Origin of the sequence: Streptomyces changchenzhani, from assembly GCF_039766235.1 — a bacterium.
In the GTDB taxonomy this organism is placed as follows: domain Bacteria; phylum Actinomycetota; class Actinomycetes; order Streptomycetales; family Streptomycetaceae; genus Streptomyces.
The window spans coordinates 238,806-257,750 of the sequence record NZ_JBDHNH010000010.1; the positions used below are offsets into that span (position 1 = coordinate 238,806).

Annotated in this window: 20 protein-coding genes; 8 read left to right on the forward strand and 12 right to left on the reverse strand. The window is 70.0% G+C overall.

Translation table 11 applies throughout. From position 1 onward, the window contains the following. Positions 1 to 99 precede the first annotated feature (99 nt). Positions 100 to 1,107 (reverse strand): bile acid:sodium symporter family protein, encoded by a 1,008-nt coding sequence (locus ABCR94_RS29555; protein WP_521978142.1) that lies wholly within the window; start codon positions 1,105 to 1,107, stop codon positions 100 to 102. Positions 1,108 to 1,334: 227 nt separating this feature from the next. On the opposite strand from ABCR94_RS29555, the gene ABCR94_RS29560 reads away from it, so the two are divergent. Next, complete coding sequence (locus ABCR94_RS29560) at positions 1,335 to 3,134, forward strand: AMP-dependent synthetase/ligase (RefSeq protein WP_347123426.1); 1,800 nt, start codon at positions 1,335 to 1,337, stop codon at positions 3,132 to 3,134. Between the two features lie 46 nt (positions 3,135 to 3,180). Here ABCR94_RS29560 and ABCR94_RS29565 read toward each other — a convergent pair whose 3' ends face one another. From ABCR94_RS29565 to pqqA, 6 genes are read right to left on the reverse strand one after another with little or no spacing between them, the layout of a single operon-like run. Next, positions 3,181 to 4,329, reverse strand: a complete 1,149-nt coding sequence (locus ABCR94_RS29565) for a PQQ-dependent sugar dehydrogenase (RefSeq protein ID WP_347123428.1) — start codon at positions 4,327 to 4,329, stop codon at positions 3,181 to 3,183. Positions 4,330 to 4,355: 26 nt separating this feature from the next. Further along, positions 4,356 to 5,459 (reverse strand): pyrroloquinoline quinone biosynthesis protein PqqE, encoded by a 1,104-nt coding sequence (gene pqqE / locus ABCR94_RS29570; protein WP_347123429.1) that lies wholly within the window; start codon positions 5,457 to 5,459, stop codon positions 4,356 to 4,358. Beyond that, positions 5,456 to 5,710 carry a pyrroloquinoline quinone biosynthesis peptide chaperone PqqD gene (pqqD, locus tag ABCR94_RS29575; RefSeq protein ID WP_347123430.1) on the reverse strand — a complete coding sequence of 85 codons (255 nt, stop codon included), beginning with the start codon at positions 5,708 to 5,710 and terminating at the stop codon, positions 5,456 to 5,458. Before pqqD ends, pqqE begins: the two co-directional genes overlap by 4 nt. Beyond that, positions 5,707 to 6,429 (reverse strand): pyrroloquinoline-quinone synthase PqqC, encoded by a 723-nt coding sequence (gene pqqC / locus ABCR94_RS29580; RefSeq protein WP_347123431.1) that lies wholly within the window; start codon positions 6,427 to 6,429, stop codon positions 5,707 to 5,709. The genes pqqD and pqqC overlap by 4 nt, the downstream gene beginning before the upstream one ends. Further along, on the reverse strand, positions 6,426 to 7,328 hold the full coding sequence (gene pqqB, locus ABCR94_RS29585) for a pyrroloquinoline quinone biosynthesis protein PqqB (protein ID WP_347123433.1): 903 nt from the start codon (positions 7,326 to 7,328) through the stop codon (positions 6,426 to 6,428). The genes pqqC and pqqB overlap by 4 nt, the downstream gene beginning before the upstream one ends. Before the next feature lie 10 nt (positions 7,329 to 7,338). Next, positions 7,339 to 7,479, reverse strand: a complete 141-nt coding sequence (gene pqqA, locus ABCR94_RS29590; RefSeq protein WP_347123435.1) for a pyrroloquinoline quinone precursor peptide PqqA — start codon at positions 7,477 to 7,479, stop codon at positions 7,339 to 7,341. A gap of 331 nt (positions 7,480 to 7,810) precedes the next feature. Between pqqA and ABCR94_RS29595 the strand changes: the two genes are divergently transcribed. From ABCR94_RS29595 to ABCR94_RS29610, 4 genes are all read left to right on the forward strand, one after another. Continuing rightward, the gene (locus tag ABCR94_RS29595) at positions 7,811 to 8,638 is read left to right on the forward strand and encodes an aldo/keto reductase (protein ID WP_347123437.1); all 828 of its coding nucleotides are present in this window, start codon (positions 7,811 to 7,813) and stop codon (positions 8,636 to 8,638) included. A gap of 309 nt (positions 8,639 to 8,947) precedes the next feature. Further along, entirely contained in the window at positions 8,948 to 10,633 is a 1,686-nt protein-coding gene (locus ABCR94_RS29600; protein WP_347123439.1) for a ribonuclease J, read from the forward strand. 80 nt (positions 10,634 to 10,713) lie between these two features. Continuing rightward, positions 10,714 to 11,427: a polyamine aminopropyltransferase gene (locus ABCR94_RS29605; RefSeq protein WP_347123441.1), complete on the forward strand. Its 714-nt coding sequence runs from the start codon at positions 10,714 to 10,716 to the stop codon at positions 11,425 to 11,427. 307 nt (positions 11,428 to 11,734) lie between these two features. After that, the gene (locus ABCR94_RS29610; RefSeq protein WP_347123443.1) at positions 11,735 to 12,220 is read left to right on the forward strand and encodes an RICIN domain-containing protein; all 486 of its coding nucleotides are present in this window, start codon (positions 11,735 to 11,737) and stop codon (positions 12,218 to 12,220) included. A 13-nt stretch (positions 12,221 to 12,233) separates the two neighbouring features. Here the strand turns inward: ABCR94_RS29610 and ABCR94_RS29615 are convergent, their stop codons facing one another. Both ABCR94_RS29615 and ABCR94_RS29620 read right to left on the reverse strand, forming a co-directional pair. Then, complete coding sequence (locus tag ABCR94_RS29615; RefSeq protein WP_347123444.1) at positions 12,234 to 13,160, reverse strand: class I SAM-dependent methyltransferase; 927 nt, start codon at positions 13,158 to 13,160, stop codon at positions 12,234 to 12,236. A 72-nt stretch (positions 13,161 to 13,232) separates the two neighbouring features. After that, positions 13,233 to 14,165, reverse strand: coding sequence for an AraC family transcriptional regulator (locus ABCR94_RS29620; protein ID WP_347123445.1), 933 nt, complete (start codon positions 14,163 to 14,165; stop codon positions 13,233 to 13,235). A gap of 94 nt (positions 14,166 to 14,259) precedes the next feature. Here ABCR94_RS29620 and ABCR94_RS29625 point away from each other — a divergent pair, with 94 nt between their 5' ends. Continuing rightward, positions 14,260 to 15,105 (forward strand): NmrA family NAD(P)-binding protein, encoded by an 846-nt coding sequence (locus ABCR94_RS29625; RefSeq protein ID WP_347123446.1) that lies wholly within the window; start codon positions 14,260 to 14,262, stop codon positions 15,103 to 15,105. A gap of 31 nt (positions 15,106 to 15,136) precedes the next feature. Here the strand turns inward: ABCR94_RS29625 and ABCR94_RS29630 are convergent, their stop codons facing one another. Then, positions 15,137 to 16,255 carry an IS630 family transposase gene (locus ABCR94_RS29630; protein WP_347116969.1) on the reverse strand — a complete coding sequence of 373 codons (1,119 nt, stop codon included), beginning with the start codon at positions 16,253 to 16,255 and terminating at the stop codon, positions 15,137 to 15,139. A 345-nt stretch (positions 16,256 to 16,600) separates the two neighbouring features. Beyond that, on the reverse strand, positions 16,601 to 16,906 hold the full coding sequence (locus ABCR94_RS29635; protein WP_347123448.1) for a 4a-hydroxytetrahydrobiopterin dehydratase: 306 nt from the start codon (positions 16,904 to 16,906) through the stop codon (positions 16,601 to 16,603). Positions 16,907 to 17,042: 136 nt separating this feature from the next. On the opposite strand from ABCR94_RS29635, the gene ABCR94_RS29640 reads away from it, so the two are divergent. Then, positions 17,043 to 17,861 (forward strand): helix-turn-helix domain-containing protein, encoded by an 819-nt coding sequence (locus ABCR94_RS29640; RefSeq protein WP_347123450.1) that lies wholly within the window; start codon positions 17,043 to 17,045, stop codon positions 17,859 to 17,861. Between the two features lie 3 nt (positions 17,862 to 17,864). Here the strand turns inward: ABCR94_RS29640 and ABCR94_RS29645 are convergent, their stop codons facing one another. After that, a complete protein-coding gene (locus ABCR94_RS29645; RefSeq protein ID WP_347123451.1) occupies positions 17,865 to 18,278 on the reverse strand; it encodes a hypothetical protein in 414 nt (137 codons plus the stop codon). Positions 18,279 to 18,523: 245 nt separating this feature from the next. Here ABCR94_RS29645 and ABCR94_RS29650 point away from each other — a divergent pair, with 245 nt between their 5' ends. Then, complete coding sequence (locus ABCR94_RS29650) at positions 18,524 to 18,895, forward strand: hypothetical protein (RefSeq protein ID WP_347123452.1); 372 nt, start codon at positions 18,524 to 18,526, stop codon at positions 18,893 to 18,895. Positions 18,896 to 18,945 lie beyond the last annotated feature (50 nt).

The window sequence follows — 18,945 nt, forward strand, 5'->3', positions numbered from 1 at the left end:
CCCAGGCGGGCGATCCGGACCACCGGGGCGAGGAATTCGTCACGTTGGGTACCGGTGGTTCGGGCGGACAGCGGTACGGGCGAACAGTCCGATCCGCGCCTATCGGGCAGCTCCGACGCGTTCGCCCACGACCTCCGGCGTTTCATCCGTTTCAGCCGCCCCATCCTCCGGCAGCACATCCCGCGAGCGCCTCTTGGCGATCACCGCGCACACCATCAACTGCATCTGGTGGAAGAGCATCAGCGGCAGCACGGCCAGGCTCGCCTCCGCCCCGAACAGCACACTCGCCATGGGCAGCCCCGCCGACAGGGACTTCTTCGACCCGGCGAACTGGATCGCGACCCGGTCCCCCCGCCCGAAGCCGAGCCGCTTCGCCCCGTACCAGGTCACCGACAGCATCAGCGCCAGCAGCACCGCCTCCACTCCGAGCAGCGCCCCGAGTCGCTCCGGGCTCACCTGGTGCCAGACGCCCGCCGTGACGCCTTGGCTGAAGGCGGTGTAGACGACAAGCAGAATCGAGCCGCGGTCGACGTATCCGAGGACCTTCTTGTGCCGGGCCAGGAAACCCCCGATCCAGCGACGCAGCAGCTGCCCCGCGACAAAGGGCACAAGCAGCTGGACGACGATCCTCAGCAGCGAGCCCCCGGAGAAGCCTGCCGAACCAGCGCCGAGCAGCGCTGCCGCGAGGAGCGGGGTGAGGAAGATCCCGATGATGCTGGAGAAGGACCCCGCGCAGATCGCCGCCGGCACATTGCCGCGCGCCACGGAGGTGAAGGCGATCGAGGACTGGACCGTCGAAGGCACCAGGCACAGGAAGAGAAGCCCGGTGTAGAGCGGGGGTGTGAGGACGCCGGGAACCAGGCCTCGGGCCGCGAGCCCGAGCAGTGGGAAGAGCAGGAACGTACAGGCCAGGATGGTCAGATGGAGCCGCCAGTGCCGCAGCCCGTCCGTCACCTCGCGGGTGGAGAGGCGCGCCCCGTAGAGGAAGAACAGCACCGCGACCGCGCCGGTCGACGCACCGCCGGCAACCTCGGCCGCCGCGCCGGAGGCCGGCAGCACGAGACGTGCCGGTGGCCGCCAATCCGCACGTGAGCGGCGCGTACAGATTCCGTGGAGGTTTCCGCGCACCATACTTACTCCACAGTCAGGAGTGCGCCCGAGCCTTCCCCATTGTGGCCGATTTTCGCCCTGCCTCCCCGCGCTGACCTGTGCCAATACAGCGTTGGCCGGATTCCGCAACCCCCTGCCGCCGCCGGTCCCCTTGGGGTACCGTCACCGGCGCTGTGCGGAGCGCCACAAGGAGCAGGTCATTGCGCGAGTTCACTGTCCCACCCATGGCAGCGGCGCCTCAGGTCGGCGGACTTGCGGATGCCGTCTTCGATCACGCCGAGGAGGATCCGTACCACGTCATGCTCGGACGCAAGGGCGACGACGGGCACTGGCGGGACGTGACCGCGGTCGCGTTCCGCGACGAAGTGATGGCGCTCGCCAAGGGGCTGATCGCGCACGGTGTGCGGTTCGGCGACCGGGTCGCCATCATGTCGCGCACCCGTTACGAGTGGACGCTCTTCGACTTCGCCCTGTGGACGGTCGGCGCCCAGCCCGTGCCGGTCTATCCGAGCGCCTCCGTCGAGCAGGTCTTCTGGACGCTGTACGACGCCGGGGTGTCGGCCTGCATGGTCGAGCACGAGGACCATGCGATGACCATCGGCTCGGTGATCGACCGGCTGCCGCTGCTCAAGCGGCTGTGGCAGCTGGACGCGGGCGCGGAGGCGGAGCTGCTGGAGGCGGGCGCGCACATCGGCGACGACGTGGTGCACCGCCACCGGCGGGCGGTGACACCGGATTCGGTGGCCACCGTGATCTACACGTCGGGTACCACGGGCCGCCCCAAGGGCTGTGTGATCACGCACGCGAACTTCATGTTCGAGACGGACACCGCGATCGCCCGCTGGGAACCGCTGTTCAACTCCGGGTCGAGCGAAGAGGCGTCCACGCTGCTCTTCCTGCCGCTCGCGCACGTCTTCGGCCGGATGATCGAGGTGGCGGCCATCAGGGGACGGGTCAAGCTGGGCCATCAGCCCGTGCTGTCCGCGGACGTACTGCTGCCCGATCTGGCCGTGTTCCGGCCGACGTTCCTTCTCGCCGTGCCGTACATCTTCGAGAAGGTCTACCACGTGGCGCGGCGCAAGGCCGAGCTGGCAGGGAAGGCCGGAGCCTTCGACAAGGCGGTCGAGGTCGCAGTGCGGTACGCCGAGGCGTTGGAGCACCGGGCGTTCGGCACCGGGCCCGGACCCTCCGCCTCGCTGCGCCTGCAGCACCAGTTCTTCGACAAGGCGGTGTACGGAAAGGTCCGTGACGCCATCGGCGGGCGGGTGCGGCACGCCATGTCCGGGGGCTCCGCGATGGAGCGGCGGCTCGGCCTGTTCTTCGCGGGTGCGGGGGTGACGATCTACGAGGGGTACGGCCTGACGGAGACGACGGCCGCCGCCACCGCCAACCCGCCGGAGCGCACCCGCTACGGCACGGTCGGGCTGCCACTGCCCGGCACGACCGTGCACATCGCCGCCGACGGGGAGATCTGGCTGCACGGCGGCCAGGTGTTCGCGGGGTATCTGGGCGACCCCAAGTCCACCGACGCGGTGCTGCAAGACGGCTGGCTGGCCACCGGGGACATCGGCATGCTGGACGACGAGGGCTATCTGACGATCACCGGCCGGAAGAAGGAGATCCTGGTGACGTCGGGCGGCAAGAGTGTGTCGCCGGTCGGCCTGGAGGAGCGGGTGCGGGCGCATCCGCTGGTGGCCCAGTGCATCGTCGTCGGCAACGACCGGCCGTACATCGCTGCGCTCCTCACGCTGGACCTGGAGGCCGTCGAGCACTGGCTCCATATGCAGAACAGGGCGCCGCTCGCCCCCGCCGAGCTGGTGCGGGACGCTGATCTGGAGATGGAGGTCCGGCGTGCGGTGGTGGCCGCCAACGCGTCGGTCTCGCAGCCGGAGTCGATCCGCACATTCCGGATCCTGGCCCATCAGTTCAGCGAGGAGCACGGGCTGCTGACCCCCTCGCTCAAACTCAAGCGCAAGGCGATCGAGGCGGCGTACACGGCGGAGGTCAACGCCCTCTACTGCTGACGACCGCCGCACGAAACATTTCCGACCGCCTCGGGACTGCCGCCCTCTAACTGATCGTGACCCGGAGGATCTTGTCCGCGCCGGCCGGCTGGCCGCCGTTGCTGTCGGCGTTGGTGGTGGTGAGCCACAGCTGGTCCGCGCCCGGCACCTTGGTGACGGTGCGCAGGCGGCCGTACGTGCCGACGTAGTGCGCGCTCGCCGTACCGACGTTCTCGGTGTCACCGGTGATCAGAATCCGCCACAGCCGCTCGCCGCGCAGCGACGCCATGTAGATGCTGTTGCGGACGATGGCGATGCCGCTGGGTGACGCCTCTGACGTGTTCCAGGACTTCTTGGGGTTGGTCATCCCGGCCACGGTGCAGTCGCCCTCACAGGTCGGCCAGCCGTAGTTGCCACCCGGCTTGATCAGGTTGAGTTCGTCCTTGCGGGAGTCGCCGAACTCCGCTTCCCACAGGCGGCCGTTGCGGTCGAAGGCGAGGCCCTGCGGGTTGCGGTGGCCAAGGCTGTAGACGTGGTTGCCGAACGGGTTGCCAGGGGCCGCCTTCCCGTCGGTGGTCAGCCGGAGGACCTTGCCGTTGAGGGAGTTCTTGTCCTGCGCCAGGGGCTTGTCCTGCGCATCGCCCGTCGTCGCGTACAGGTAGCCGTCGGGGCCGAAGGCCAACCGTCCGCCGTTGTGGTACTTGTTCTTCTTGATGCCCTGAAGAATGATCTTGTAGCCGGTGAGCGAAGTACCGTCGTAGGTCATACGGGCGATGCGGTTGCCCTCGGACGCGGTGTGCATGAAGTAGACGTAACGGTTGGTGGCCCAGGCCGGGTCGGGCGCCACGCCCAGCAGGCCGCCCTCGCCACCGGTGGTCACCACGTTCGGCACGGTGCCGACCTGGGTCCTGGTCCCGGACGCGGTGGCCTTGAACACCCGGAAGCTGTCCCGCTCGGTGACCAGGGCGCTGCTGTTGTCGGGCATCCAGTGCGTGCCCCACGGGACCGTCCAGCCGCCGGAGACGGTGGTGACCCCGGACGGGACACCCCCGTCGTCGTTCACCTGGGCGGCGGACGGGCGGGCGGCCCGGTCCGCCGGCGCCGCCTGCGCCGCGTGCACGAGCCCGCCGCACAGGGAGACGGCCGCGAGGGCTGCCACGGTGGTACGTACGGCGGTGCGCCTGGTGCGACGCCCGCCGGTTTCGTTGGAAGTCACGGTGTGGGGGGTCAAGTCGTTCTCCTTCAGCTTCGGCTTCGGGCGTGACTGCGGTAGACGTACGGGCGCGGTTCGGCGCCGGTGGTGAGGGTGCGTACAAGCGCGTGGTCCGGGGAGAGGCCGCACGCCGGGTCGGTCCTCGTGGCGTCGCCGGTGAGGGCGTACGCCTGGCAGCGGCAGCCGCCGAAGTCCTCACCGCGGCGGGGGCAGCCGCCGCAGGTCTCGCTCATCCACCCGGTGCCCCGGTAGCGGTTGAAGGCCTCGGAGTGGTCCCAGATCCACTCCAGGGTGTGCTCGCGGACGCTGGGCGCTTCGAGTCCGGGCAGCGTGGCCGCGGCCGGGCAGGGCAGGACGCTGCCGTCGGGGGTGACGGCGAGCGAGACCGCGCCCCAACCCCCCATACAGGCCTTGGCCGTTCCGTCGAAGTGGTCGGGGACCACCCACACCAGCTCGGGACTGCCGCCGAGCCGCTCCCGCCAGGACTCCACGGCGGTACGGGCCCGCTCCAACTGGCCCGGGGTGGGCATCAGCGTGTCGCGGTTGAGCAGCGCCCAGCCGTAGTACTGGGCGTTGGCCAGCTCGATCCGCTCGACGCCCCAGGAGAGGCCGAGTTCCACCAGGGAGTCGATCGCGTCGAGATTCGCCCGGTGGAGTACGGCGTTGAGCCCCAGCGGCAGACCCGCTTCCCGTACGAGGGCCGCCGCCCGCTCCTTGTCGGCGAAGGCGGAGCGGCGTCCGGCGATGCGGTCGGATTCCGCCGGACGTGCGTGCTGCACGGACAGTTGGACACTGCGCAGCCCTGCGTCGACAAGGGCGGCCAGCCGGTCGGCGTCCAGGCCGCTGCCGCTGGTGACCAGCTGGGTGTAGATACCGGCCCGGGAGGCCGCCGCGGTGATTTCCACCAGGTCGGGCCGCAACAGGGGTTCGCCGCCGGAGAGATGGGTCTGTACGACGCCGAGCCGCGCCGCCTGACCCATCACGTCCACCCATTGCGCGGTCGTCAACTCACCTGACTTCTTTGCCAGTTCGAGCGGGTTGGAGCAGTACGGACAACGCAGCGGACAGGCATGGGTGAGCTCGGCGAGCATCGCCCAGGGACGCGGAATGCCCTGCGCCACCGGGGCGGTCATCGCAGCCACCCCTCTCCCCGCAACCGGTCCAGGAAGTCGGGGACTTCGTCGGCGACCGGCGCCCCGGGGAAGCGCTCAGCCAGTTCCTTGACGATCTCCGGGACGCCACGACTGCCGTCACACAGCCGCAGGATGGAGCCCGCGGGCCCGTGCAGGACGACGACCCGCTCCGGGAGCAGCAGCAGATCCGTATCGCGTACGTCGTCGTGGCGCAGCATCGCCGAGCCGACGAGGGCGGGGTGCCAGCTCATGGACCCTCACCCGCCGCCACCGCGTCGAGGAGCGACCACAGCACATCGCATTTGAAGGCGAGCGCGGCGACGGCCTGCTCCTGTTCCCGCCTGGTCCCTGCCCACCGCAGGACCAGCGCCAGCGCCTCCTCGCTGTCCCTGCCTCCCTGGGGGACCCGGTCGCGGAAGTAGGCGAGCCCGTCGGGGGCGATCCATCGGTAGTGGCGCTCGAAGGCCTCGATGCGGGTGCGCATCAGAGTGGGGGCCGAGAGCTCGGTGAGGGAGGCGGCGACGGCTTCGAGGGCGGGGCGCAGCCGGCAGAAGTTGACGTATCCGTCGACCGCGAGCCGTACGCCGGGGAGCAGCCCCCGGCCTGCGACGATCCCCGCCCGGTCGAGCCCGGCGGCCTCGCCGAGCCGCAGCCACCGCTCGATGCCGCCTTCGCCCTCGCGCAGCCCGTCGTGGTCCTGGATGCGGCGCACCCAGGTGCGGCGCAGCTCGGGCGTGTCGAGTTTGGCCAGGATCAGGGCGTCCTTGACGGGGATGTTGCGCTGGTAGTGGAAGCGGTTGGCGATCCAGCGGCGCAGCTCGTCGGGGCTGAGGTCGCCGGTGTGCATGCGGACGTTGAAGGGGTGCCGGTCGTGGTAGCGGTCGTGGCCGACCGCGCGGAGCCGTTCCTCCAGCTCCACGGGTGTCCAGGGGCGGTCGGGCGCCGTTCGCGGCGGCGCGGTGGTGCTCACAGTTCGATCACCGTCTTGTCGGCTGCCACTTCGAGGTTCCATTCGGCGAGCTGCTTGTGCTGCGGCGCCTCGGGGTCCACGAGCGGATTGGTGTTGTTGAGGTGGGTGTAGAGGCACCGGGCCGCGAGCGGCGCCAGGCGCCGGGCCGTGCCGTCGGGTCCGTCGATCGGCAGGTGCCCCATGCCGGTCGCGGTGCGCTGCGATATCCCGGTCCTGATGGGCTCGTCCTCGTCCCAGAAGGTGCCGTCGATGATCACGCAGTCGGCCTCGTCCACCGCCTCCTGGAGCGCGTCCGGCCAGACGCCGAGGGCCGGGGCGTAGACGGCGGTGGTGTGGTTCGTACGGTCGTGCAGGCGCAGGGCGACGACCCAGGTGTCGGCGTCCGGGCCGGTGCCGACGGCGTACCGCGGCCGTTTGGCGGAAAGGGGTACGGCACTTATTTCGAGGTCCGATTCCGCCTCGGCGTCGAGGGGCTGCGGGTCGGGGGTCAGGTCCCGCCAGCGCACGGTCGTGTAGGGGGCGAGTACGGCGCCGAGCCGCAGTTGGTCGAGCAGGGCGCCGCGCACCGGCGCGGTGGCGACGATCTGCAGATCGTCGGCCTCACGCAGGCGTGCGATGCCGAGGGTGTGGTCGAGTTCGGCGTCGGTGAGAACCACCCCGGCCAGCGGGGTCTGCCGTGCGGCGGGTCCGGGGTGCAGAGCCGGGCAGTCCTCGACCTGGTCGCCCAGGTCGGGGGTGGCGTTGACGAGGTACCAGCGGCCTTCGGCCGCGCGGACGGCGAGTGAGGCATGGCGGCGGCGCAGGTGTGGGCGGGCGCGTGCCCCGGCACAGCCGGGGCACGCGCAGTTCCACTGGGGTATGCCGCCGCCCGCCGCGGTGCCGAGCACCTGCAGCTGCATTGCGGCGGAACTATCGGGTGCTGAGCGAGTAGGCGGTGACCTCAAGTGCGGTCTCGACGACCGTGTACTGAGGGGTCTGCCAGGCCGTCTCCGACAAGAGTGCCGTCAGAGTGCGGTCACTGCGCTCCGATGTTTCCTGATTGTCCTTCATGAGCCGTACCAACTTTCCTGAGGAGTGGGGGATTTCAGGAGTGAGCGGGGTGGGGCTGGGTGGGGCTGGGTGGGACCGGATGGTAATGGGTGGGGTGGGTGGGGGTGATGTGCACTGAGAACCCACACAGAACCCACATCAGTTCACATGAGTGTCCGTGGTTCAGCAACATGCTCCAGATTCGCGGCACGACGGGACGCGGTCAATGGCCCGGACCAATAACATCGGAGCCGTATTGAGCCAATCGTTCCGCTCTTCCCGGGAATGCGTAGGGCCTGGTGATCGTTGACCATGGGAGTACCAAACCGACGACGTAAGGAGTCGACTCCTCGTGAGCAACGTCCCCTCAATCACCCTGAACAACGGCGTCGAGATGCCGCAGCTCGGCTTCGGTGTCTGGCAGGTGCCGGACGACGAGGCCGCGGCAACCGTTCGCACAGCGATCGACTCCGGGTACCGGAGCATCGACACGGCTGCGATCTACGACAACGAGACGGGCACCGGCCGGGCCGTCGCCGACTCGGGAGTCCCGCGCGACGAGCTCTTCGTCACCACAAAGCTGTGGAACGAAAACCAGGGTTACGACTCCACTCTGCGCGCCTTCGACGAATCGCTGGCCAAGCTCGGCCTGGACCATGTCGATCTGTATCTGATCCACTGGCCGGCGCCGGCCCAGGACAAGTATGTGGACACGTACAAGGCCTTCGAGAAGATCCACGCGGACGGCCGCGCCAGGGCCATCGGTGTCTCCAACTTCCATCCGGAGCACCTGGAGCGGCTGATCGGCGAGACCTCGATCGTCCCCGCGGTGAACCAGATCGAGCTGCACCCGCAGCTTCAGCAGGAGACCTCCCGCGCCTTCCACGCCAAGCACTCCATCGCCACCGAGGCATGGTCGCCGCTCGGCTCGGGCAAGGGCCTGCTTGAGGTCCCGACCGTCGTCGCCGTCGCCCGCAAGCACGGCAAGAGCCCGGCCCAGGTGGTCCTGCGCTGGCACCTGCAAATCGGCAACGTGGTGATTCCGAAGTCCGTGACGCCGTCGCGGATCAAGGAGAACATCGACGTATTCGACTTCGAGCTCGACAGTGACGATCTGGCGGCCTTTGCCGCTCTCGACGAGGGCAAGCGCCTGGGCTTCGACCCGGCGAACTTCGGCTGACCCCGGCCGGCCGAAGCATGACGCCGCCGCACGGCCGGGACGTGCGGCGGCGCGGTCGTTTTCGCCGGTGTCCGCCCGGCCGATGCCCGCTCCCCCTTGACTTTCGCCGGCCCGTTCCACCGAACGGAGCAGCGCCGGAGCCCGCCGGGACACGCCCCGAGCGGCCGCCACGACAGTGACCAGAACATGCCCGGGACATGCCCGGGAAAGGCTCAGCCGCGGCTCCCGGGCGGGGGAAGCACCCGGCTCGTCACGCGTAGAGGCCCAGGTAGTGGATCCGCACCCGCAGGCCTCCGGTAGCGTCGCACTATGAGCCATCCCCATCCCGAGCTAAAAGCCGCCCCACCCCTGCCCGCCGGAGGGCTCAGGATCGTCGCCCTCGGCGGTCTGGGTGAGATCGGCCGCAATATGACGGTTTTCGAGCACTCCGGCAAGCTACTGATCGTCGACTGCGGCGTGCTGTTCCCCGAAGAGACCCAACCCGGCGTGGATGTGATCCTGCCGGACTTCACCTCGATCCGGGACCGACTGGACGATGTCCTGGCCGTGGTGCTGACCCATGGCCACGAGGACCACATCGGCGCCGTGCCGTATCTGCTGCGCGAGCGGGCCGACATTCCCATCGTCGGCTCGAAGCTGACGCTGGCGTTCCTGGAGGCCAAGCTCAAGGAGCACGGCATCCGCCCGCGCACCGTACGGGTCCGCGAGGGCGACCGGCGGAGCTACGGCCCCTTCGACTGCGAGTTCGTGGCGGTCAACCACTCCATCCCGGACAGCCTCGCGGTGGCGATCCGTACGAGCGCCGGGATGGTGCTGCACACCGGTGACTTCAAGATGGACCAGTTCCCCCTTGACGACCGCATCACCGACCTGCGCGCCTTCGCCCGACTCGGCGAGGAGGGCGTCGACATGTTCCTCACCGACTCCACCAACGCCGAGGTCCCGGGCTTCACCACCTCCGAGCGCGAGCTGAACCCGGCGATCGAGCAGGTTCTGCGCACCGCGCCCCGGCGCGTCATCGTCTCCAGCTTCGCCAGCCATGTGCACCGCATCCAGCAAGTGCTGGACGCCTCGCACCAGCACGGCCGCAAGGTCGCCTTCGTGGGCAGATCGATGGTCCGCAACATGGGCATCGCCCGTGACCTCGGCTATCTGAAGGTTCCGTCCGGGCTGGTCGTCAGCCTCAAGGAACTGGAGAAGCTCCCGGACCACAAGATCACTCTGGTGTGCACGGGCTCGCAGGGCGAGCCGATGGCCGCGCTCTCGCGCATGGCCAACCGCGACCACGTGATCCGCATCGGCAAGGGCGACACGGTCCTGCTCGCCAGCTCCCTTATCCCGGGCAACGAGAACGCCATCTACCGGGTGATCAACGGCCTGACCAGGTGGGGCGCGAACGTCGTCCACAAGGGCAACGCCAAGGTGCACGTCTCGGGGCACGCCAGTGCCGGCGAGCTCGTGTACTGCTACAACATCGTCAAGCCCAAGCACGTCATGCCCGTGCACGGCGAGTGGCGCCACCTGCGGGCCAACGCCGATCTTGCCATCCGGACCGGCGTCGAGCCCGACCGGGTGATCATCGCCGAGGACGGTGTGGTCGTCGACCTCGTCAACGGACGGGCCTCGATCACCGGCAAGGTGCCCGCGGGCAACGTGTACGTGGACGGCATGACGGTCGGTGGCGCCACCGAGGCGTCCTTGAAGGACCGTGTCACCCTCGCGGAGGAGGGTGTCATCACGGTGGTGGCGATCGTCGACGCCGACACGGGCGCCCTCGCCGAGGCTCCCGACTTCCTGGCTCGCGGTTTCGTCCATGACGACACCACCTTCGAGCCGGTGATCCCCGTGATCGAGAAGACGCTGGCGACGGCGGCCAAGGAAGGTGTGGGCGACGCGCGTCAGCTGGAGCAGCTCATCAGCCGCGCCGTGGGGTCCTGGGCCTTCAGGACACACCGCCGCAAGCCCCTCATCATCCCGGTCATCATCGACGCCTGAGCCGCCGTACAGGTGGCAACGGAGTTGTACGGAAACGGGTGGCCGACGGTGGAGAAGCCGACGGTGGAGAAGAGGAGCGGATGAGCGCGCGTTTCGAGGAAATCGACTATTCCCCGACGGCCATGGGAGACATCAGCCTGCGGCGTCGGCGCGATCCGGTGTCGGGCCAGGACCTGTACGAGGTCAAGCTCGGTGACGAGTTCCTCATGTCCAGCCTCTTCACCACGGGAGAGATCGAGCTCGCGCGACTCGGCCTGGCGAAACTGCCGGGCGACGGGCTGGACATCGTCGTGGGCGGGCTCGGCCTCGGCTACACCGCCCAGGCGGTTCTCGACGACTCACGGGTGCGCTCGCTCATCGTGGTCGACGCGCTCGGCGAAGTGATCGGGTGGCACCAGCGGGGTCTAGTGCCTTTGGGCGCCCAGCTGTCATCGGATGCCCGCTGCCGTCTGGTCCAGGGCGATTTCTTCGCGATGGCCGGCGACGCCCACGGCTGGGATCCCGAGGCGGCCGACCGCCGCTTCCACGGCATCTTCCTGGACGTCGACCACGCGCCGGACCATGTCCTGCACCCCAGCCACGCGGCGCTCTATCTGCCGGCGGGGCTGCGCGGGCTCGCGGACCGACTCCACCCCGACGGGGTCTTCGCCCTGTGGTCGAACGACCCGCCGGACGAGCGGTTCCTCGCCGTGCTCGCGGAGGTCTTCACGGACTCCGAGGCGCACGTCGTCGACTTCGACAATCCGCTGCAGGGCGGCCGGGCCACCAACACGGTCTACGTCGCGAGGAAGTGACCGGGACAGCGCAATGAGCGGGGCACACGCGTTCCGCGGACGGGCTCAACGATGACGACGGCGCCACCTGGCTCGGGCCGGGTGGCGCCGTCGCATCACGTTGTCATATCTACGCTGGTCCGGGCCGCTTCCGACGCGCGCCCGACGCGAGTCGCTGTTCACCCCACCGCCATACGCCGGGCCCGTGGCCCCGTCCATGGCCGCCAGGTACGTATCACGAGGTACGTATCACCAGGTACGTTTCAGGTCCGGCCGGCGACTGGCAGAGTGGCGCCATGGACCTCGTCAGCCTGAAGGAGCAAGGAAGATGAACGGGGACGCCCAGAGACCGCAGGCCGTGCGGGAGGGCCCGTACCGGCTGCGCAATGTCGGCAGCGGGCTGCTCCTGGAGGTGTACGGCGGCGCCAAGGGCAGTGGGGCCAACGTCCAGCAGGGCAAGGAGAGCGGCGCCCCGGCGCAGCAGTGGCTGATCAGCGCCGTGCACAGCGGCGGCGGCCTCTACCACCTGGTGAACGCCGCGAGCGAGAAGCGGCTCGATGTGGCCGGGGCGTCGACGGAGAACGGGGCCAACGTCCAGCAGTGGAAGGCCAATAACTTCGGCGCCCAGGAGTGGGTGATCGAGCAGCACCTGGACGCCCCGGGCACGGTCACGCTGATCAGCTGGGTGAGCGGGCTGTTGCTTGAGGTCGCCGACGGCAGCATGGACGACGGCGCGAATGTGCGGCAGTGGGAGGACACCGACTCCCCCGGCCAGTGGTGGCAGTTGGAGCCGGTGCTCGGCGACACTCCCTAAGCGGTCGCAGCGGTCAGCCGCGGCGGGCGACATGCACCGTGCGTGCGGTCAGCAGGAACAGGTCGGGGCGCTGTTGCAGCCCTGCCGGATCCGCCGGGTCGAGAAGCCGGTCGAGTGTGGTGATGTCGTCGGCCGCCAGCACGTCGGCGAGCTTGTCCCGCTGCCGGGCGAAGGTGTCGACGACCTGCTCGCGCGCCTCACCGGTGAGCGGGGCCGCGAGGTCGAGCAGGAAGGAACGGGGGCCGGCCGGCGTCAGCCCGGCGGCGGCCAGCAGCGCGCTCCAGTCCTCGATCTCCTGCTTCACGCCGGGCAGTTCGGCCCGCATCCGCGCGAACCAGTCCGACGTGACGGCCTCGATGCGCGCCTCCAGGCCCGGCCTGCCGATGCCGATGTCGCGCGGCAGACGGCGCGGCGGCAGCCCGCCCTCGACCAGGGCGACCAGGCCGCCGGGGCGCAGCAGCCGGGCGAAGTCGGTGAGCGCCGCGCGCTGGTCCCCGACGTGGTGCAGGGTGTTGGCGGCCCAGACGACGTCGGCCTCACCCAACGCGCCGAGCCCGTCCGCGAGTTCCGCTTCGTGGGTACGTACCCGATCCCCCAGACCGGCTCGTTCGGCCCGTGCCCGGGTGCGCTCCAGGAGGGTCGGGGTGCCGTCCACCGCGACCACCTCGGCCTCCGGGAAGGCTTCGGCCAGCAGACAGGTGATTACCCCGGGGCCGCTGCCGAGGTCGAGGACGCGGCGTACTCCGCGAGGCTCCTGGAAGCGCTCGGCGATCCAGGCCGCGGCCTGCTCGTACACCGGGCGGTGCACCTCGGCCTCCCGCTCCAGGTGGGCGCTCATCGCGTCCCAGTCCATGGTGGCGTGGTCGTGGTCATGACCGTGCTGGTGGACGTTGTCGTGACCGGGCTCGTGATCGGGCTCGTGATCGTGGTGAGGGCTCATGTCCACAGCGTCCCGCCGCAGGGCTGATTCGGCAAACTTATTTGCCACTCCCGCAAAAAGTACCAAGCGCGCTCAGGGGAATGAGCGGTGCTCCTGCGGGCTGATGCCCCGGACCCGCTTGAAGGCGGCGCTCAGCGCGAAGGAACCGCTGTAGCCGACCTGACGCGCCACCGCACCCACCGTGGCGTCCGTCTCCCGCAGCAGATCCGCGGCGAGCCCGAGCCGCCACCCCGTGAGGTAGGCCATCGGGGGCTCCCCCACCAGCTCGGTGAAGCGCCGGGCAAGTCCGGCCCGCGAGACACCCGCCTTCGCCGCGAGCGAGGCCACCGTCCAGGAGTGGGCGGGGTCGTCCTGCATCAGCCGCAGCGCCTGCCCGACGACGGGGTCGGCCATCGCCAGGTACCAGGCCGGAGCCTCGGCCTGCGGCCGGGAGAACCACGACCGCAGGGTGACGATCAGCAACAGGTCGAGCAGCCGGTCCAGCATCACGCTCTGGCCCGGCTCGTCCCTGCTGATCTCCTCGTCGAGCACCGGCATCAGCGGGCAGTTCCACTCGTCGGCCGCCAGGAACACCAGGGGCGGCAGTGCGGCGAGCAGCCGCCCGCTGACCTCCCCTGCCATCTGGTAGGTGCCGATCAGGATGGACGCGGCGCCGTCCGGGCTGTCGCCCCAGGTCCGTACGCCGAGATGCATCGCCTCGGCCAGCGGCTCCCCCTGGAGCGTGCTGCACGTCCCGCCGGGGCCGATCCGGGCCCGCGGCGGGCTCGCCGGGTCGTCGGCCCAGGTGTACGCGTCGGGGCCGCGCGCGATCGCGATGTCGCCGGGTCGCAGCAGCACCGGGTCACCGCCGTCGGGCAGCAACCAGGATTCGCCGCGCGTCATGCACATCAGGGTGAGCGGTGCCCGGTCCTCGACCCGTACCGCCCAGGGCGGGTTCATCACGGCCCGCATGAGGAAGGCTCCCCGGGCGCGCGGCCCGTCGAGGAGTCCAGCGAGTGCGTCCATGGCCTCAGCGTAGACGCACACGCCTGGACGTATACGCATGGAGTTGAGCCTCTGGAGCATGGCCCGTCCAGGCGTGGGCGCCGAAGCTTGAGGCATGACAGAGAACCTGAAGCAGCAAACGGTGTTGGTGACGAGCGGCACGGGCAAGACGGGCCGCCGGGTCGTCGAGCGGCTCGCCTCCCTGGGCGTGACGGTCAGGTCGGGGTCGCGCAAGGGAGCGGTGAAGTTCGACTGGGAGGACGAGTCGACCTGGGGTCCGGCGCTGCGGGGCGCGGACGCGGCGTATGTGGCGTACTACCCGGACCTGGCCGCCCCCGGCGCGACGGAAGCGGTGCGTGCGCTCGGGCGGATCGCGGTGGACAACGGGGTGCGGCGGCTGGTGCTGCTGTCCGGCCGGGGCGAGCCCGAGGCGGTTGCCGCCGAGAACGCACTGCGTGAGTGCGGCGCCGAACTGACCGTCGTACGCGGCAGTTTCTTCGCGCAGAACTTCAGCGAGGGCCCCATGGCCGAAGGCGTGCTCGCCGGCGAAGTGGCATTCCCCGCGGGCGATACGGCGGAGCCGTGGGTGCACGTGGACGATCTGGCCGATGTGGTGGTCGCCGCGCTGACGCAGGACGGGCACGCGGGGCTGGTGCACGAGCTGACCGGGCCGCGGCTGCTGACCTTCGCCGAAGTGGTGGCGGAGATCGCGAAGGCGACGGGGCGCGAGGTGCGGTACGTGCCGGTTACCGAACCGCAGTACGCGCAGCTGCTCCAGCAGTACGGGATGTCGGCGGCGGAGGCGGAGTGGCTGGCCGCGCTGTTCGGCACGCTGCTTGACGGGCACAACGCGGCGACGACGGACGGGGTGAAACGGGTGCTGGGCCGGGAGCCGAAGGACTTCACCGAGTTCGCCCGGGAGGCGACGGCCGCGGGCGACTGGACCGACCACGCGAGCTAGTGCGTTGGCCACGAACGTGTGCCGGGTCTGGTCATGCGGCCTTGGGGCGTGGGTGGCCCCAGCGTTGCTGGCGTTCGCTGCGGACCTTGGCGCGTTCGCGGCGCTGGGCGGCCAGGACGTCGGGGTGCCGCGCGTTGGCGTTGCGCCACCGCAGGTAGTCCTGGAGCTTGCGGGCGAGGACGGTGTGGTTGGGGTGGTTCGAGTTGGCCATGACGAAGTTGCGCAGGGGCCCGAACTGCGCCTCGATCGGGTTGGCCCACGACGCGCTCGTCGGCGTCAGGCACAACTCGACCTTGTTCTTCTTCGCCCAGGTCCGGATGGTCGGGGTCTTGTTCGCCGACAGGTTGTCCATGATCACGTAGACAGGGGCGCCGTCGGGGCGAGCGGCCCGGATCGACTTCAGCGCCGAGAGGCTGTGGTCACCGCCCTTGCGGCGGCGGGTCACTCCCCACAGCTGGTCGTCGCCCAGGGAATAGCAGCCGTGGAAGTACCGGATGCCGTGGGTGCGGTGATAGGTGGCCGGCAGCCGGTCCGGTTTCTTCTCCTGGGCCCAGCCGGAGCCGTGGCAGGGGCGGATCGACAGCGGGCCGAACTGGTCGAAGGCGAAACACCGGTCCGGGAAACGACTGGTCACGTGCTCGATGCGGTCGAGTTTGGTGTCCTTGTCGGGATCCTTGGACTCCTTCCAGGTGCGGGTCCGCTGGAAGGAGATCCCGTTCTCGCGCAAGATCTGCCGCAGCCGTTCCCGGCCGATCTTCACCGTCCTCACCCGGTTGCGGGCCAGGTAGTCGGTGAGCTTGCGAAGGCTCCAGTGCGTGAAGGGACGTCCCAGCGTGACCGGGCGGGTCCGGGCCGTCGCGATGATGAACTCGCGTTCGTCATCGCTGATCAGGCGGGGACGGCCTCCCGCCCACCGAGGGTCCAGCGCGGCCAGGCCCTCCTCGTTGAACGCGTGGATCACGTCCCGGACTGTGTCCTCGTGCGCGGCGACCAACTGCGCGATCGCCGTCACGGTGGTCCCCGACGCCGACGCCATGATGATCAGTGCCCGACGCACCCGCACGGACTCGTGGCGGCCCCGCCGAACGATCTGCTGCAGCCTCTGCCCCTCTTGATCAGTCAACCGTCGCGCCCTGACCGGCTCTGCCATCTGCGACCTCACTCATCCTCAACAACAACTACGTTGCATCCAGAGTGAAGCCGACCGACCCCAGCACCCTAAACATCGATCAGCGTGTCGCCAGACCCGGCGAACGTTCGTGGCCAACGCACTAGCGAGTGCGGGGAGGGGGTCGCTTCGTAGGATCGACCCTGAGAACGGGGACAGCGACCGGCCGGGCGCCGCCCGCAGAGACCGAACAGCTGCTGTACGACGCGCAGGCGCAGGGTGACAGGAAAGCGGAGCTCGACCCGCTCTCCCGCAGTCGGCTGTACGTACCGCACCGAGTCCGGGCGCCCGCCGTCCCCGCGCGCGGAGGGGCGGGCGCCCGGCCGGTCAGCTCGCCCCGTGTCCGGGTGCGATCTCCTCCACGCGGCGGGCCAATTCGAGGTCCAGCGCGGTGACCGCGCCTCCCGCACTGTGCGTGTTCACGGTCAGGGCGACGGTGTTGTAGCCGAGGGTCAGTTCGGAGTGGTGGTTCAACTCCTCCTGGATTTGGGCGACATGGACGACCAGTGCGGTCGCCGCGAAGTGCGTGCCGAGCCGGTAGGTACGGGCGATCGTGTCGTCGCCCAGCGACCAGCCGGGCAGTTCGCGGAGCCGATCCTCGATCTCCTTCTGCGACAGCGGCTCATCGGTCATGGCGGACTCCCTCCGTGATGGTGTTGCGGTGCGCCGGTGTTGTGGTGCCGGACAGCCTCCCACTTTCCGGCCCGGTAGGACGCCGACGCGCTGCCACGGATGCGCGCCGACGGCGGCGTCCGCGTACCGTTCCCGTATGACGACTACCTCGGCCGACCAGGGTGTGGGGCCACTGCTGCGGGGCTGGCGCGGGCATCGGCGGATCACCCAGCTGGAGTTGGCTCTGCGCGCCGACTCGTCGGCCCGGCACATCAGCTTCATCGAGACGGGCAGGTCCCGTCCCGGTGAGGAGCTGCTGCTGCGGCTCGCCGAGCACCTCGATGTTCCCGTGCGTGAACGCAACGCCCTTCTCCTGGCGGCCGGTTACGCCCCTCGGTTCGCCGCGACCCCGCTCGATGACCCGGCGATGGGCGCCGTGCGCCAGGGCATCGAGCAGCTCCTGCGGGGCTACGAGCCGTACCCCGCGCTCGTCGTCGACGCCTCGTACACCGTGGTGGCGGCGAATCGCGGCATCATGATGCTCCTGGCCGGTGTCCCCGAGCGGCTCCTCGTCCCGCCGCTGAACGCGATGCGGCTGACCCTGCACCCGGAGGGCCTGGCGCCGAGCATCCGCAATCTGCCGGAGTGGCGCGGGCACCTGCTGACCCAGATGGAGCGCCAGATCGCCCTGGTCAGGTCGGACGCGCTGCGCGCGGTGTACGACGAGGTGGCCGCCTATCCCCTGCCGGAGCGCGCCGACGGCGCCCGGTACCGCGAGCCCGACCCGACCGACCCGCCGTACCCCTACTTCGCACTGCCGCTCCAGGTCGAGCACGACGGGCAGGTGCTGTCGTTCATCTCGTCCGTCTCGACCTTCAACACGCCGCTGGACGTGACGGTCGCCGAGCTGGCCATCGAGACGCTCCTCCCGGCCGACCCGGCGACCGTCAAATACCTCCAGTCGACGGCTGCGTAGCGCTCATGCCCTGGCGCGCAGCGCCAGGTACTGGATCGCGGCGAAGCCCGCCACGAGCGCGGCCTGCACCGGGATCCAGACCGTGCCCACCGCTGTCGGCGAGAGCCAGAGGACGAGCGATACGAGGCTGGCGACGACCCACGCCACATTGACCTCGACGACGGTCTTCACGGCGAAGGCCGGCGGCTGCGGGCGCGAGGCGAGGTAGCCGACGTACCCGCCGAACAGCACCAGGAGGACGCCGAGCCCGAGCAGCAGGGTGGACCCGACCCCGAGGAACTTGCCGACGGGGCCGGAGGCGGCGACGTACACCAGCCCGTTGCCGGTGGTGACCACGGCGTCGATGGCGAGGAAGCGACGCAGCGTCGTCTGCGGCTCGGTGGTCCTCGACAGGGCGGTGAGCAGGGTTGCGGACATGACGAATCAGCCTCCATCGAGGTCGTACGCGCAATGGGCCCGAACCCCGGACGGAGTACGCCGCCCGGGGCCCGGTGGTGACCACGATGCCGTTCCGCACGGGGAGCGTCGATTACCTCCCGAGTAATGGAGCGGGGCGAGGCCGGGACTGAAGCAGGGCGAACCGGGACTGCAGCAGGCCGCTTTCAGCCTCACTTCAAGCCACCGGTCACTCGCGTCCCACCAGGTCGACTACGGTTCACCGTGTGTGTGATCGTGGTCGCAGAGTGTTGATGGCGCTGATGGTGGCGCTGCTTGCCGCGTACTTCTGTACGGCGGCCGGCTCACCCACGCATGTGCACCGGCTGTCCCACACCACCACGGCGGTTCAGCACACGGCGGAGCCGGTTCACGCGCCCGCCGCGCCCGCGCCGCACCAGCCCGGCGACCACTGTTCGCGCGAGCGGGGCTCCGGCCCCTGGGCGGGCCCCGACCGTCTCCCGGCCACGGAAGCGGCCCCGGAGCACCCGGCCGACACGCGGAGCGCCGTCCGCCGCGCCGCTTCGCGCCGGATCCCCGACCCACCGCCGTCGGGGTCCTCCACCGCACAATCGCTCCTCTGCCTCTGGCGCATCTAGAAGACCGCCCCCGGACCGGGCAGTCGGTCCCTCACCCCTGTCCGCTGCGG

What these genes read in the sequence shown, in the direction of transcription:
- ABCR94_RS29560 (WP_347123426.1), top strand. Translation starts at nt 1,335, where the DNA reads ATGGCAGCGGCGCCTCAGGTCGGCGGACTTGCGGATGCCGTCTTCGAT.
- pqqE (WP_347123429.1), bottom strand. Translation starts at nt 5,459, where the DNA reads ATGACCGCCCCGGTGGCGCAGGGCATTCCGCGTCCCTGGGCGATGCTC.
- pqqD (WP_347123430.1), bottom strand. Translation starts at nt 5,710, where the DNA reads ATGAGCTGGCACCCCGCCCTCGTCGGCTCGGCGATGCTGCGCCACGAC.
- pqqB (WP_347123433.1), bottom strand. Translation starts at nt 7,328, where the DNA reads ATGCAGCTGCAGGTGCTCGGCACCGCGGCGGGCGGCGGCATACCCCAG.
- pqqA (WP_347123435.1), bottom strand. Translation starts at nt 7,479, where the DNA reads ATGAAGGACAATCAGGAAACATCGGAGCGCAGTGACCGCACTCTGACG.
- ABCR94_RS29600 (WP_347123439.1), top strand. Translation starts at nt 8,948, where the DNA reads ATGAGCCATCCCCATCCCGAGCTAAAAGCCGCCCCACCCCTGCCCGCC.
- ABCR94_RS29605 (WP_347123441.1), top strand. Translation starts at nt 10,714, where the DNA reads ATGAGCGCGCGTTTCGAGGAAATCGACTATTCCCCGACGGCCATGGGA.
- ABCR94_RS29610 (WP_347123443.1), top strand. Translation starts at nt 11,735, where the DNA reads ATGAACGGGGACGCCCAGAGACCGCAGGCCGTGCGGGAGGGCCCGTAC.
- ABCR94_RS29615 (WP_347123444.1), bottom strand. Translation starts at nt 13,160, where the DNA reads ATGAGCCCTCACCACGATCACGAGCCCGATCACGAGCCCGGTCACGAC.
- ABCR94_RS29620 (WP_347123445.1), bottom strand. Translation starts at nt 14,165, where the DNA reads ATGGACGCACTCGCTGGACTCCTCGACGGGCCGCGCGCCCGGGGAGCC.
- ABCR94_RS29625 (WP_347123446.1), top strand. Translation starts at nt 14,260, where the DNA reads ATGACAGAGAACCTGAAGCAGCAAACGGTGTTGGTGACGAGCGGCACG.
- ABCR94_RS29630 (WP_347116969.1), bottom strand. Translation starts at nt 16,255, where the DNA reads ATGGCAGAGCCGGTCAGGGCGCGACGGTTGACTGATCAAGAGGGGCAG.
- ABCR94_RS29635 (WP_347123448.1), bottom strand. Translation starts at nt 16,906, where the DNA reads ATGACCGATGAGCCGCTGTCGCAGAAGGAGATCGAGGATCGGCTCCGC.
- ABCR94_RS29640 (WP_347123450.1), top strand. Translation starts at nt 17,043, where the DNA reads ATGACGACTACCTCGGCCGACCAGGGTGTGGGGCCACTGCTGCGGGGC.
- ABCR94_RS29645 (WP_347123451.1), bottom strand. Translation starts at nt 18,278, where the DNA reads ATGTCCGCAACCCTGCTCACCGCCCTGTCGAGGACCACCGAGCCGCAG.